Below are 14,486 nucleotides of genomic sequence, written 5' to 3' on the forward strand. Positions count from 1 at the left end.
CACGCTGCGTCGGCCTAGAGGATGCCCTCGGCGAGCATCCGCTCGACGACCCGCTCCCCCGCGCGGCCGTCGTCGAGCGGGGCGAACCGCTCGCGCCACGCTCGTCGCCGCTCGTCCCAGCCGTCGCCCGGGCCTGCGGCGAGCACGGCGTCCACGACCTCGTCGAGCGTGCGCGCGAAGGGGCCGGGCGCGATCTCGGCGAGGTCGAACGTGAAGCCGCGCAGGCGGTCGCGGTAGTCGTCGAGGTCGGGCACGGCGAAGACCGTCGGCAGCTCGATGCCCGCGGCGTCGAACATGACCGAGGAGTAGTCGGTCACGAGCACGTCGGCGGCGACGAGCAGCTCGGCGACGTCGGGATACGTCGTGGCGTCGACGACGCCCCGACCTCGCAGCTCGAGCCCGCCGCCCGCGTGGGAGCGCGCGTGACCGCGCACGACGACGCGCCACCCCTCCCCGAGTCGTGCCGCGAGCGCCGCGACGTCGACGTGGTCGACGACGGCGACGCGATCGTCGCGCCACGTCGGCGCGTACAGCGCGACGCGAACGTCGTCGGGCACCCCGAGGCGGGCGCGGATGGCCACGCGGTCGCCTGCACGCAGCACGTCGCCGCGCGGGTAGCCGAGCTCCCAGACGTCGCCGCGGAAGGCGTAGGCCGCGCGCAGGTGCTCCGCCGCGAACGGGTTCTGCGCCAGCAGCACGTCCCACCGCCGTCCCTCCAGCATGGAGGCGATGCGCGTGCGCAGGCCCTGGCCGTCGCGCTCGAGCGCGAGGCGCTTGAGCGGCGTGCCGTGCCAGGTCTGCACGACGCGCTGGTGCGCCATGCGACGGTGCCGCTTGCGCAGCCAGTCGTTCACGACGAGCGCGCGGGCGCCGCCGCGGATGCGCCACCAGGCCTCGGTGCCCTCGACGACGCGCACGGTGCCGTCAGGGATCGGCACGGAGCCGTCGACCGTCGACCAGGCGCGCACGACGTCGGGTGCCAGCGCTGCCAGGGCGCGGTCGATGCCGGCGGGGTTGCAGGACGCCGCGGTGCCGTAGAACGCCTCGAGCATGACGGCGCGCTGCGGCTCGGGGCTGCCGAGATGCTGCCGTTGCAGCGCACGCTGCGCACCGGGCGCGCGCTCGGCGTCGGTGAGCGGCGGCGCGAGCACGATCGCGAGCGATGCCTCGCGCTGCTCGATCGCGATGCGCGCGTCGAGAGCGAGCTCGGGCCGCGGCAGCGACGCCGGCGGGGCGAGCTCGATGCGCGCGCCCGCGGCGTCGAGCACCTCGACGACGTACGCGTCGCTGGGCAGCACGAGCCGCGGACCACCCCAGCGCGAGCGCGTCAGCGGCACGGATGCCTCGACGGCGTCGCCGACGACGAGCTCGCCGTCGATCGTCTCGCGCGCACCGCGCAGGCGCACGCCCACCGGCGTCGTCGACCCGGCGTCGATGCGCAGCCGCATCCGCTCGCCGTCGCGCCACACGGCGACGACCGAGGCGGGTGCCGTCGGCTCCGCGGGCGGCTCGCCGTGGCCGAGCGCGGCGTCGATCGCCTGCAGCACGCGCTGCGTCGAGCCGCCGAACGCCGTCACGTGGTCGGCGACGAGCACGCGCGCGTGCGCGAGACGCTCGTCGCGCGCCGCACCGGGCTCCGCGACGTCGCTCGCCCACGCGAGCAGCGCATCCCACGTGCGCTCGTGCCGACCGCCCGAGAACGTCGCGTAGGCGTCGTAGAGCCCGCGCGAGACCGCGTACGCGGCGACGTCGGGGGCGAGCAGCAGCGTGGGGATGTCGAGGGTCGCGGCGTCGTAGGCGATCGACGAGAAGTCGGTGACGAGCAGGTCGACGCCCGGCAGCGCGGGCGTGACGTCGGCGAGCCGGTCGTGGCCCAGCAGCCCGATCCGGTCGCTCGACGCGGCACCCGCCGCGTAGTCGCCGAGGCCGTGCGGGTGCGAGCGCACCACGAGGCGCGCGTCGTGCGCGTCGAGCCACGTCGCGATGCGCTGCCATTCGTCGACCGTCGGCACGGCGGGGTCGGGCTTGCCGTCGCGCCACGTGGGCGCGTAGAGCACCGTCGCGCGGCCGTGCGCGCCCGAGCGGTCGAGCAGCGCGGTCGCCGCGGCGCGCACGGCGGGCTCGTCGCCGCGCGCGAGCACGTCGACGCGCGCATCCCCGAGCACGCGCACGGTCTCGGCGCCGAGACCCAGCGCCGAGCGCATGCGGCTCGCCGCACGCTCCGAGGCGACGGGCAGCAGCCGGATGCGCGAGGCCGATCGCCGATGCGCCTCGCGCAGCAGCCGGCGGACGGGCGCGACGTCGGGCACGCCCGCGATGCGCAGCCAGCCCGGCGCATCCCGGTGCAGATGCTTGAGCGGGATGCCGTGCCACAGATGCACGACGTAGGCGCCGTGCACGCCGGCCCGCGACACGTCGCCGAACCCGTGGGTGACGACGACGACGCCGGCGCGCAGCGTCGCGACGAAGGCGCCCCAGCCCCGCACCGTGCGGATGCCGTGGGCGGCGGCGTCGGCGGCGTCCCGATCGGTGCGCACGACCCACGCGACGTCGTCGCCGCGGGCCTGCGCTGCGAGCGCGAGCGGCAGCGCCCCCTCGCCGACGCCCGAGCCGCAGCCGACGACCCAGCGGCGTCGGTCCCGCGGGACGACGAGCGAGGCCGCTGCGCCGAGCGCGACGGCCGGCAGGGCGAGCAGCGTGCGCAACGTGCGCCGCGAGACCTGGAGTGCGATGTCGCAAGCATACGAGGACGCGGCGCGTCATCGCCTCAGCGATGACGCGCCGCGTCGTCTCGTGGCGCCGCCCTACGAGAGCGTGCCCAGCGTCACGTCGACGTCCTGCTCGGATCCACCGCGCAGGATCGTGAGGGTGACGGTCGAGCCGCCCGCCTCGGCGCGGATCTGCGCCGTGAGGTCGGTCGCGCTCGTGACGGGCGTGCCGTCGACGGCCGTCACGACGTCGCCGGACTGCAGACCCGCCGAGGCTGCGGCCCCATCCGCCGTGATCTCGGCGAGCTGCGCACCCGTGTGGCCGACGCTCGCATCCGTCACGTCGCTCACCGACGCGCCCAGCAGGCCGTGCGTCGCGGTGCCGGTCGAGACGATCTCGTCGACGACGCGCTGCACGAGCGACGCCTCGATCGCGAAGCCGATGCCGATCGATCCCGCCTGCGAGGACGAGTCGCTCGACGACATCGACGCGATCGCCACGTTGACGCCCATCAGCTGGCCCGCCGCGTTCAGCAGCGCGCCACCGGAGTTGCCCGGGTTGATCGACGCATCCGTCTGGATCACGGGGATCGAGATGGTCTCCTGCGCCGCCTGCGCGCCCTGCTGGCTCCAGAAGCCGAACGGCGACTGCTGCGACTGGGCCGAGTCCTGATCCTGCGTCGCGCTCGACGAGATCTGCAGGCCGCGGTCGACGGCCGACACGATGCCATCGGTCACCGAGTTCGACAGGCCGAGCGGGGCGCCGATCGCGATGGCCGTGTCGCCCACCGACACGGAGTCGGAGTCGGCGAACGTGATGACGGGCAGGTCGGCGTCGACGCGCAGCACCGCGAGGTCCACCGTGGGGTCGGTGCCGACGACCGTGGCCTGCAGCAGCTGGCCGTCGGAGGTCTCGACCGTGATCGTCGCGTCGGAGGCCGCCCCGTCGAGCGTGACGACGTGGTTGTTCGTGACGATGATGCCGCCCTCGCCCACGACGACGCCCGAGCCCGTGCCGGAGCCGGCGGACGAGACGGCCGAGATCGTGACGACCGACTGCGATGCCGTCTGCGCGACGTCGGCGATCGTCTGCGGGTCGGTCGCCGAGGCGCCCGTGATCGTGACGTCGCTCGCAGCCGACGAGGACGACGTGCCGCCGTGCTGCGCGACGAGCGTCGCGGCAGTGGCGCCCGCGGCGCCGCCGAGCACCGTGCCGCCGAGCAGGCCCGCGAGCGCGAGCGCCGCGATGGGGCGGCGGCGCCTGCGGCGCGTGGTCGGTGCCGTGCCGCCCGTGCCGGGCGCGTGTGCGAAGGCAGACGACTGCGGACCCTGGGGGCCGAAGGCGCTGGTGGACGCCGGCTGCTGCCAGGTCGACTGCGGCGCGGTCGGGTGGTGCACCGGCTGGTGCTGCTGCGCGCCGGCCGGGTTCGGCACGTGCTGCCCGGTGGCCTGCTGCGGCGCGGCGGCCGACTGCTGCCACGGGTTCGACGGCTGCTGCGGCGCACGGGGCACCGGCGGCACGGAGGCAGCGGGCTGCGCCGGCTGCTGGGGTGCTGCCGCGGACTGCTGCGCCGGCGGCGGCGGGGGCACCTCGCGCGAGGCCTGCCCCCAGGCGGCCTCCTGCTGAGGCTCGTGCGGCCAACCGGTCGCGTGGTCCGGCGGCACCTGGCCGCGCTCGTCGTTCGTCATGTGCACCATGTCACGCCTCGAGTCAGTGCGATCCCTATGCGGAGTCCAAGACGCGGATTCGGAACCTGGGCGCCGCCTGCACGTCGGCTACCGTGGGGGCATGACCGATGCACCGTGGCGGAGGACGGCGGCAGCCGCAGGGCTGCTGGGATCGACGGGTGAGATCGCGCCGACGATCTTCGCCGAGATGACGGCGCTCGCGACGCGCACGGGCGCGATCAACCTCGGCCAGGGCTTCCCCGACTTCGACGGACCCGCCGTCGTGCTCGATGCGGCGCAGCGCGCCATCCGCGACGGCGTCAACCAGTACTCGCCCGGACGCGGCCACCCCGAGCTGCTCGAGGCCGTCGCCGAGCATCAGCGACGGTGGTACGGGCTCGGCACGACGACGGCCGAGGTGCTCGTGACCGCGGGCGCCACCGAGGCCCTGGCCGCGACGATGCTCGCCTACCTCGAGCCGGGCGACGAGGTCGTCGTCTTCGAGCCGTACTACGACGCCTACGCGGCGATCGCGGGGCTCGCGGGCGCGCGCCTCGTGCCCATCCCTCTCTCGCCGCCGACCTTCGAGCCCGAGATCGATCGGATCGAGCGCGCGTTCACCGCGCGCACGCGCATGGTCATCGTGAACTCGCCCCACAACCCCACCGGCGTCGTCTTCGACGAGGACGTGCTGCGAGAGATCGTGCGCTGCGCCGAGCGCCGCGATGCGCTCATCGTGACGGACGAGGTCTACGAGCACCTCGTGTACGACGGTCGGCACGTGCCCATCGCAGCCATCGAGGGCGCGCGCGACCGGCTCGTGTCCATCGGCTCGGGCGGCAAGACGTTCTCGACGACCGGGTGGAAGGTCGGCTGGCTCGTGTCGACGCCCGAGCGCGTCACGCAGATCCTGTCGGTGAAGCAGTACCTGACGTTCGTGAACGGCGCGCCCTTCCAGCCGGCGATCGCCGCGGGGCTGCGCATGGACGACGAGGCGTTCGACACGCTCGCCGCCACGTTCGCCCGCAAGCGAGACCTGCTGACGCGCGGGCTGCGCTCGGTGGGCTTCACGGTGCCGGACGCGCAGGCCGGGTACTTCGTGCTCGCCGACGGGACGGGCCTCGGATTCGCGAACGCCACCGACCTCGCCAGGCGCCTGCCGGAGCTCGCGGGCGTCGTGGGCGTGCCGCTCGCGCCGTTCGCCCGCGCCTCGCGGCACGACCTGAGGCCGTGGATGCGGTTCGCGTTCTGCAAGCGCGACGAGGTGCTGCGCGACGCCGTCGACCGGCTCGGCGCGCTGCGCGGGCTCGCGCAGGCGCCCTCGTCGTAGCCGGTCGGGTCGTCGGGGCTCAGCCGCCGACGACGCGATGGCGGCGGTTCGCGAGCGACGGGTTGCGTTCGCGCACGCTCGCCGTGCGGGCGGCATCGATGGGCGCCACGGCGATGCCCTCGGCCTCGCCGAGCTGCGCGAGCGCGACGCCCATCGGATCGACGACGAGCGTGCGCCCCGCCCCGATCGGCGGCGCGTGGTCGGCGGCGATCACGTGCACGGTGCTCTCGATCGCGCGCGCCGTCACGAGCGTCACCCAGTGGTGCTCCTTGAGCGGCCCGCGCACCCACTCGGCGGGGATCGCGAGCACGTCGGCGCCCGCATCCACCAGCAGCCTCGACTGCTCGGGGAACCGCACGTCGTAGCAGGTCTGGATGCCGACGCCGTGGCCGTCGACGTCGATCACGGGACGTTGCGCGGGGTCGCCGGGCGTGAGCCAGTCGGACTCGCGTGCGCCGAACGCGTCGTAGAGGTGCACCTTGCGGTACGCGGCGAGCACGCGCTCGCCGTCGACCGCGACGACCGTGTTCGCGACGCGCGGCGTGCCGTCGTCGGCATCGTCGAGGCGCTCGACCATGCCCGCCACCACGACGGCGCCCGCCGTGGCCGCCGCCTCCTGCAGCGTCACGACGAACGGGCCGTCGAGCGGCTCGGCGACCGCCGGCGCGAGGGCCGCCATGTCGGCGTCGAACGCCTGCGAGTACTCCGGCAGCACGACGAGTCGCGCGCCGCGCTGCGCCGCGGCGGCGACGAGCCGCGTCACCTCCGCACGGTTCGCTGCGGGGTCTGCGCCGGGCGCCCACTGGACGGCGGCGGCGAGGAGGATCGACGGCGTGGCCATGCGTCCCAGCCTATGCAGCGCGCGTCCAGCGCTCGCCGCGAGAGGATGAGCGCGAACCAGACGAAGGGAGCGACATGCTCGTCGCATTCTCGGTCGCGCCAGGCACGGCGGGACCCGACGGATCCGTCCACGACGCCGTGGCGAAGGCGGTGCGCATCGTGCGCGAGTCGGGCCTGCCCAACCGCACCGACGCCATGTTCACGACCATCGAGGGCGAGTGGGACGAGGTCATGGCGGTCGTCAAGGCCGCGACCGACGCGATCCTCGAGGCCTCGCCCCGCGCATCGCTGGTGCTGAAGGCCGACATCCGGCCAGGATGGGCCGGAGAGCTCGACGGCAAGGTCGACCGGCTCGAGCAGGCGCTCGAGGAGCCCGCACACGAGGAGGACCGATGAAGAGCGAGCTCTTCGCGCAGGCGTACCACGAGAAGCAGACCCAGGAGCGCTGGGTCAAGCAGTCCGACCGCATGATGCGCGTCAACGTCACGGGCACCGACGTCATCGCCGCCAAGGGCTCGATGGTCGCGTACCAGGGGCAGATCCAGTTCCACCACGAGGGTGCGGGCTCGGTCGAGAAGTTCCTGAAGAAGGCGCTCACGGGCGAGGGCGCGCCGCTCATGCGCATGCAGGGCCAGGGCGAGGTGTTCCTCGCGCGCGACGCGCAGAACATCTTCACCGTCACGCTCGAGAACGAGGGCCTCACGGTCAACGGCGAGAGCCTGCTCGCGTTCGACCATTCGCTGCAATGGGACATCAAGATGCTGCGCGGCGGCGGCTTCATGGCCGGCGGCCTCTTCAACCTCGAGATCGGCGGCAGCGGCACCGTGGCCGTCACGTGCGACGGCGAGCCGCTGCTGCTCGACTGCTCGCAGCAGCCCACGTTCGTCGACCCCCAGGCCGCCGTGTGCTGGTCGGCCAACCTGCAGCCGCAGGTCGTGAACTCGATGAACATGCGCTCGCTGCTGCGCGGCGGCACGGGCGAGGCCTTCCAGCTGGCCTTCCACGGCCCCGGCTTCGTCGTCGTGCAGCCCTCCGAGGGCCGCCCGCAGACGACGGGTCAGAACGGCGGAGGCTCGAGCGGCGTCAGCCTGTTCGGCTGAGTCGACCGAGCACGATCGACGGCCCGTCTCCCCCGCTCACGCGGCGGGAGGCGGGCCGTCGAAGTATCGGTGCCAGTGCAGGGCGCAGCCCGGGTTGAACGGGGCTGCGCAGGCCGGACAGGCCGCTGCGACGCCGTACTCGGCGATCGTCAGCTCGTGCCCGCACACGCCGCACATCGCGCCGCGCTCGTCGCGCGCATCCGCCGGCCATGTCGCGATGCGGTGGCCGGCAGCCTCCTCGTGGCACGCATCGCACGGGTAGTACGCGCCGCAGCACGCGAAGCGCATCGCGACGACGTCGAGCGGCGAAGACCAGTGGATGCAGCGGGTCTCGTCATCGACCGCAGGGCCGAGCACGGGCGGGCGGTGGTCGCTCATCCGCTCCCCCCTTTCGACCGCGATCCGAGACCCACGAGGGTCCCTCCGCCAATGCAGAAGGCCCGCCATCTGGCGGGCCTTCTGATTCACATGGTTGCGGGGACAGGATTTGAACCTGCGACCTCCGGGTTATGAGCCCGGCGAGCTACCGAACTGCTCCACCCCGCGGCACGAGATATGACTCTAGCACGGCTTCGAGGCCCTCTCGAACCACGGGGTGGATGTTCGCCTAGGGCGATGCCTCCTCGCCCTCGGCAGGCAGTCCGGAGAGCTGCTCGATGAGCGAGTTCGCCTCGGTCACGGCCTCCTGCAGCCGCTCGTCGGCCTCCGCGGCGCCGACGAGGTCGTTCTCCGCGTAGGCAGCCTCGCGCTCCTCGAGCGCGGTGGCGGCCTCCTGCAGCGCCGTCTGCAGCTGGGTCTGGAGGTCGCCGGTCGGAGCCGTGCCGCCATCGCCGCCGCCGGTGCCCTCGACGGGCTCGCCCGTCTCGGGATCGATCTCGACCGGGTCGATGCCCGAGTCGCCGGTCTGAGCGCCCGAGTCGCCGCCGAACAGGGCGTCGAGCGCCGCATCCAGCGTCTCCTCGAAGGCGATCTCGTTGCCGAACGACACCAGCACGCGCTGGAGCACCGGGTACGACGTCGATCCCGTCGACTGCAGGTACACCGGCTGCACGTAGAGCATGCCGCCGCCGACCGGCAGGGTCAGCAGGTTGCCGTAGACGACGCGCGACTGGCCCTGCTGCAGGATGTTCAGCAGGTTTCCGACCGTGGCATCCGTGTCGAAGTTGTTCTGCGCCTGGCCCGGGCCGGGGATCTGCTGATCCTCCGGGATGTTCTGCAACGTGAGCTGGCCGTAGTTCTCGGCCACCTCGCCGTCGGTCGATCCCGCGTCGGAGTTCACCGACAGGTACCCGTAGAGCAGCTCGCGATCGCTCGAGGGCGGGATGAACGTCGTGTAGAGCGAGTACGCGGGGTCCTCGCCGTTGACGGCCATCGTGAGGTAGTACGGCGGCTGGTTCGAGTCGTCGCCGTCGCCGTTCGTCGGGTTCTCCGGCGTCGTCCAGACGTCGTTGCCCGAGTAGAAGGCGCTCGCGTTCGTCACGTGGAACTCGCCGAGGATGGCGCGCTGCACCTTGAACAGGTCGGCCGGGTAGCGCACGTGCGCGAGCAGGTCGCCCGACATCTCGCTGATCGGCTGGAGCGTGCCGGGGTAGATCTGGTCGTACGCCTGGAGGATCGGGTCCTCGGGATCCCACGCGTACAGCGTGACCGATCCGTCGAACGCGTTCACGACCGCCTTCACCGAGTTGCGGATGTAGTTGATCGTGTCGCCGGCGCCCTGCGTCGGGTTCGTGTTGGACGAGTCCTGGATCGCCGCCGCCACCGACGTCTGCGACGAGTACGGGAACTGCGCCGTCGTCGTGTAGCCGTCGACGATCCATACGAGGTCGCCGTCGACGACCGTCGGGTAGGGATCCTGGTCGAGCGTCAGGTACGGAGCGACCTGCTGCACGCGATCGAGCGGATTGCGGTTGTAGAGGATCTGCGAGTCGTCGGCGACCGCGTTCGAGAACAGGATCTGCTCGGACTGGAACTTGATCGCGTAGACGAGCCGCGACAGGAATCCGCCGACCTCCGGCCCGCCCTGCCCCTGGTACGGGGTGACGGTGCCGGCGCCGATGTTGCCGTCGGCGCCGTCGGGCGCCTGCGACGCCGCCGGGTCCTCGGTGGCTGCCGGATCCTCCGACGCTGCCGGATCCTCGGACGCGGCAGGGTCCTCGGACGCTGCAGGGTCCTCGGACGCCGCGGCGCCGTCGGACGGCACGGGCTCGTCGGAGGGGATCACGGCCTCCGCCGTCTCGTCCTCCTGCGTGCCGCCACCGACGATCGAGTACTCCGGGCTGTTCTCGCCGAAGTAGATGCGCGGCTCGAAGTCGCCGAGCTCGCCCGTCTGCGGGATGCCCGACTGCAGGAACACCGGTCGCCCGTCCGCCGCACGCTGGTTGCCGTACGCACCCACGAGGCCGTAGCCGTAGGTGTAGATGATGTGCTGGTTGTACCAGTCCTGCTCGCTGAGGAACTCGGGGTTCAGCTCGCGCAGCGCCACGACGGCATCCTGCGTCTCGCCACCGATCTCGTACCGGTCGACGTCGAGCGACTCCTCGAAGGCGTAGTACTGGCGCAGACCCTGCAGCGCCGAGAACGCGACGCCGACGACCTCGGGGTCCTGGAGGCGGATGTTCGCGGTCGTGGCCTGGTCCTGCGCGAGCGCGCCGGCCTCGGGGTTCGTCTCGATGTCGACGTCGACCTCGGTGATCTCGTCGACGCCGTAGGCGAAGCGCGTCGAGTCGATGCTCGCCTGGATGTACGGCTGCTCGAGCGTGCCGGCCGACGGGTCGACCTGGATGCGCTGGATGATCGCCGGGTAGCCGAAGCCGATGATGATCGAGGCGACGACGAGCAGCGCCGTGCCGACGATCGAATGACGCCAGCGACCGATGATCGCCGTCACGACGAAGAAGATCGCGACGAGCGCCGCGATGCCCGCGAGGATCTGCATGCCGGGGATGCCGGCGTTCGCCTCGGTGAAGCCGGGGCCGGTGTAGACCTCGCCGCCGAGCGACGGCGACGTGAGCGTCTGGTACTGGCTGAGCCACTGGCTCACGGCGAAGACCGCCATCCACAGCGCCACGACGACGCCGATCTGGATGCGCGCGCTGCGCGAGATGCGCAGCTCACGGCCCGTGACCCGCACGGCGCCGTAGAGGTACGCCGTGGCGACCGTCGCGAGGCCGCACGCGAAGAGCACCGCGAGCGCGAACGACACGACCTCCTGGTACAGCGGCAGCTCGAACACGTAGAAGCCGGCGTCGAGGCCGAACTGCGCGTCGGTCTCGCCGAACGGCTGCCGGTTGAGCCACAGCAGCGCCGTGTCCCAGCGCGACGCGGCCGCGAGGCCCGCGAAGAGGCCGAACACGGCGGGCACGACCCACATGGCCAGGCGGCGCAGCGGCGCGACGAGCTCCTGGTAGCGGTCGAGCTGGCTCGAGAGCTGCGCGTACATGGGGCGCGAGCGGAACGCGATCTGCATCGCGAGCGCCAGCGGCACCGCCATGGCGAAGAACCCGATGGCGAACATCGTCGCCATCGCGACCCAGCGCACCTGCAGCACCTGCACGAAGCCGAGCTGGTCGAACCAGAGGATGTCGGCGTAGAAGCCGGAGAAGAGCATGAAGCCCACCACGATGGCCGCGACGACCGCGAGCGTGATGATGAGGGGCGAGCGGCGCAGAGCGGTCTGCGCAGGACGAGCGGTGTCGGACACGAGTCTCCAGGGTCGACGGGGGGTCCACGCATCCTACCCGCGAGGGCTATGGCCTCCCCCGGTGCGTCCGCCCACGGCGCATCCGAGTGCGACGCAGGGCCCTCGTCGACCGTGCGGAGCCGGCGTCAGTCGGCCGTGCAGGTGGGCAGCGCGCTCGTGTCGCCGCCGGATGCGACGGTCTCGATGGCCGCCATGGCGTCGTCGAGCGTGTCGACGGCGACCACCTGCAGGCCGTCGGGCACGTTGCCCACGACCTCGCCGCAGTTCTCGACCGGTGCGAGGAACCAGTCGGCCCCCGCGGCGAGGGCGCCGTGCATCTTCTGCTCGATGCCGCCGATCGGACCGACGTCGCCCGTCGCCGAGATCGTGCCGGTGCCCGCCCAGTCGACGCCGCCCGTGAGCGATCCCTCGGTGAGACGGTCGACGATGCCGAGGGCGAACATCATGCCCGCGCTGGGGCCACCGACGTTCGGCAGCTCGATCGACACGTCGATCGGGAAGGTGAACGAGTTCTGCGGCACGATGCCCACGAGGCGCTGCCCCTGCGTCTCGATCGGCTCGACGGCGACCGTCATCGGCTGACCGTCGCGCTCGATGTCGAACGTCGTCTCACCGTCCACCGCGGCGATCGACTCGCGGATCGAGTACACGTCGTAGGCGGGGTCGCCGTTGACGGCGAGGATGCGGTCGCCCTCTTCGAGCACGCCATCGGCGGGGCTGTCGGCGAGCACCTCCGCGATCGTGACCTCCGCGTCGATCTCGTAGCCCTCGTGCAGCAGCGCCGCGGCGATCGCGGCCGCCTGCGACGACTCCATCTCGATGCGCCCGGCCTCGTTCGACTGCTCGATCGTCTCCTCGGGCGCGTACACGCTCTCCATCGGCAGGATCTCGTCGGCGGGGTCGAGGAAGGCGCCCGCGACGTCGACCCACGTGAGCGGGCGCTGCGGGTTGCCCGCGATCGAGACCGTGAGCAGCGTGAGCGAGCCGTCGGCGTCGGGGTGGTCCAGGTCGGCGGGCACGCTGATGAGCGGACCCGCATCGGTCTCGCCGAGGGTGTCGAAGGTCGGACCCGGCTGCTCCACGACGTACGGCGAGGGCAGGAACGCCATGCCCAGCAGCGCCCCGAGTGCCACGAACACGGCCGCCCAGCCGGCGATGGCACCGCGGTCGCGTCGACGTGGGAAGAGCATCGCGTCGTCTCCTGTTCGCCGTCGGCGCAGGCTCCGATGCCCACGATCGGCCCGCCCGGCGCGAGCCCGGCGCTAGCGTAGTCGCATGGCCGATCAGTCCCCCGACCAGGACCCGGACCGCGACGACGACCGCGATCCCGAGGCCGAGCTGCGCGACATGCTGCAGCAGTTCCTCGGCGGGCAGATCGACCCGCAGCAGCTCGGTGCCGCCGCGGGCATCCCCGCCGATCCGGCCCTCCTCCAGCAGCTCATGGCGCAGCTGCAGAGCGCCCTGCAGCGCACGGGCGACGGCATCGACTGGTCCGTCGCACGCCAGCAGGCGCTGCAGGTCATCAGCCGCGACCCCGGCTCGGTCTCGACCGAGGAGCGCGACGCCGTGCAGCAGGCCGCCCGCCTCGGCGCCATCTGGCTCGACGAGGCCACCGACATCGGCACGATCTCCGACATCACGCTCCTCTCCCGGCAGCAGTGGGCCGAGGCGACCATGCCGGTCTGGCAGGAGATGAGCGAGCCAGTCGCGTCGTCGATCGCCGACGCGCTCACCGACGCCATGCGGCAGCAGGCGCCCGAGGAGGCGCAGGAGATGATCGCGGGCGCGAGCAGGCTGCTGCGCAACGTCGGCGGCACGCTCTTCGCCATGCAGCTCGGCCAGGTCGTCGGCCGACTCTCGAGCGAGGTGCTCTCGGGCGGCGACGTGGGCTTCCCGCTGCTCGACGAGCAGGCGGCGATGCTGCCGGTCAACCTCCAGGGCCTCGCCGAGGGACTCGAGATCCCCGCCGACCAGGTGCACATCTGGCTCGCCGTGCGCGAGCTCGGCCACGCGCGCCTCTTCCACCACGCCAAGTGGCTGCGCCTGCACGTGCTGTCGCAGGTGCGCGAGTACGCCGAGGGCATCCGCATCGACGTCGAGCGGCTCGAGGAGCTCGCCGCCGACCTCGACATGTCCGACCTGCAGAACCCCGAGGCTCTGCGCGAGGCGCTGTCGTCGGGCTCGCTCATCCCGCCGAAGACGGAGGAGCAGCTGCAGAGCCTCGCCCGTCTCGAGACGACGATCGCACTCGTCGAGGGATGGGTCGACGCCGTCACGACCGAGGCGACCGCCCGACTCCCGCGACGCGACGCCATCGCCGAGGCCGTGCGCCGTCGCCGTGCGACCGGCGGTCCCGCCGAGCGCGCGTTCGGCACGCTCGTGGGCCTCGAGATCCGTCCGCGCCGTCTCCGCGAGGCATCCGCCTTCTGGCATCGGGTGACGGAGGCCGTGGGCGCCGAGGCACGGGACTCGCTGTGGGCGCACCCCGACCTGCTGCCCACCGGCGACGACATCGACGACCCGTCGCGCGTCATCGCCGCGCTGCAGGGCGGCACGCCCGAGCCCGACGAGGTCGACCGCGCGCTCGAGGACCTGCTCGCCGACGACCGCGACGACCGTCCGCACGAGCGCGAGGACGGCACCGCGAGCTGATCGCAGCCTGCGCGGCTGTGGACAGTCGCGCGCTGCCGCCCTCGGGCGACGGCATCCTCTCGGTCATGCTGCGCCTCGACCCCGCCCTGCCCATCATCTGGACCTCCCCCAGGAGCGTGCGCCTCGGGGCGCAGCGGGCGATCGCGACGCTCGACGACGTCGACGACGACACGGCGGCGCTGCTCGATCGCATGCGACGCGGCGTCGTGCCGACCGAGCCCGCCGTCGTGCTGGGCGACGAGCGCGCGGCGACGCTGCTCGCAGTGCTCGCCCCGGCGCTCGACCACCGCGAGCGCCCGCGGATGCGCGTCGAGGTGCGCGGCGCCGGCCCCGTCGCCGCGACCGTGCGACGCGTGCTCGAGGAGGACGGCCACCGCATGGCGCAGCGCAGCCTCGACGTGTCGGTCTCGGTCGCCGACTGGCGGCTGCCCGACCTCGAGCGCCAGCGCCTGCTGCGACGCGACCGCGTCCACGTGCCCGTGATC

Annotated in this window: 10 protein-coding genes and 1 tRNA gene; 4 read left to right on the forward strand and 7 right to left on the reverse strand. The window is 72.8% G+C overall.

Annotation, left to right across the window (positions count from 1 at the left end):
- Nucleotides 1-14: 14 nt before the first annotated feature.
- A complete protein-coding gene (locus tag FS793_RS04160; protein ID WP_144718862.1) occupies nucleotides 15-2,705 on the reverse strand; it encodes a CDP-glycerol glycerophosphotransferase family protein in 2,691 nt (896 codons plus the stop codon).
- Between the two features lie 99 nt (nucleotides 2,706-2,804).
- Nucleotides 2,805-4,406 (reverse strand): S1C family serine protease, encoded by a 1,602-nt coding sequence (locus tag FS793_RS04165; RefSeq protein WP_144718864.1) that lies wholly within the window; start codon nucleotides 4,404-4,406, stop codon nucleotides 2,805-2,807.
- Nucleotides 4,407-4,497: 91 nt separating this feature from the next.
- On the opposite strand from FS793_RS04165, the gene FS793_RS04170 reads away from it, so the two are divergent.
- Nucleotides 4,498-5,706 (forward strand): aminotransferase class I/II-fold pyridoxal phosphate-dependent enzyme, encoded by a 1,209-nt coding sequence (locus tag FS793_RS04170; RefSeq protein ID WP_144718866.1) that lies wholly within the window; start codon nucleotides 4,498-4,500, stop codon nucleotides 5,704-5,706.
- A gap of 19 nt (nucleotides 5,707-5,725) precedes the next feature.
- Here the strand turns inward: FS793_RS04170 and FS793_RS04175 are convergent, their stop codons facing one another.
- Nucleotides 5,726-6,547 (reverse strand): carbon-nitrogen hydrolase family protein, encoded by an 822-nt coding sequence (locus tag FS793_RS04175; protein ID WP_144718868.1) that lies wholly within the window; start codon nucleotides 6,545-6,547, stop codon nucleotides 5,726-5,728.
- 74 nt (nucleotides 6,548-6,621) lie between these two features.
- Here FS793_RS04175 and FS793_RS04180 point away from each other — a divergent pair, with 74 nt between their 5' ends.
- Both FS793_RS04180 and FS793_RS04185 read left to right on the forward strand, forming a co-directional pair.
- Complete coding sequence (locus FS793_RS04180) at nucleotides 6,622-6,942, forward strand: thiamine-binding protein (protein ID WP_092506019.1); 321 nt, start codon at nucleotides 6,622-6,624, stop codon at nucleotides 6,940-6,942.
- Entirely contained in the window at nucleotides 6,939-7,646 is a 708-nt protein-coding gene (locus tag FS793_RS04185; protein WP_144718870.1) for an AIM24 family protein, read from the forward strand. The genes FS793_RS04180 and FS793_RS04185 overlap by 4 nt, the downstream gene beginning before the upstream one ends.
- Nucleotides 7,647-7,682: 36 nt before the next feature.
- On the opposite strand, the gene FS793_RS04190 is transcribed toward FS793_RS04185, so the two are convergent.
- From FS793_RS04190 to FS793_RS04205, 4 genes are all read right to left on the reverse strand, one after another.
- The gene (locus tag FS793_RS04190; protein ID WP_144718872.1) at nucleotides 7,683-8,024 is read right to left on the reverse strand and encodes a CHY zinc finger protein; all 342 of its coding nucleotides are present in this window, start codon (nucleotides 8,022-8,024) and stop codon (nucleotides 7,683-7,685) included.
- Between the two features lie 91 nt (nucleotides 8,025-8,115).
- Nucleotides 8,116-8,192, reverse strand: a tRNA-Met gene (locus FS793_RS04195).
- Between the two features lie 61 nt (nucleotides 8,193-8,253).
- Entirely contained in the window at nucleotides 8,254-11,349 is a 3,096-nt protein-coding gene (locus FS793_RS04200; protein WP_260980011.1) for a UPF0182 family protein, read from the reverse strand.
- Between the two features lie 125 nt (nucleotides 11,350-11,474).
- A complete protein-coding gene (locus tag FS793_RS04205; RefSeq protein ID WP_144718874.1) occupies nucleotides 11,475-12,539 on the reverse strand; it encodes a YlbL family protein in 1,065 nt (354 codons plus the stop codon).
- 85 nt (nucleotides 12,540-12,624) lie between these two features.
- On the opposite strand from FS793_RS04205, the gene FS793_RS04210 reads away from it, so the two are divergent.
- Nucleotides 12,625-14,001 carry a zinc-dependent metalloprotease gene (locus tag FS793_RS04210; protein WP_144718876.1) on the forward strand — a complete coding sequence of 459 codons (1,377 nt, stop codon included), beginning with the start codon at nucleotides 12,625-12,627 and terminating at the stop codon, nucleotides 13,999-14,001.
- Nucleotides 14,002-14,486: the final 485 nt, after the last annotated feature.

This window comes from Agrococcus jejuensis (genome assembly GCF_007679035.1).
GTDB lineage: Bacteria > Actinomycetota > Actinomycetes > Actinomycetales > Microbacteriaceae > Agrococcus > Agrococcus jejuensis_A.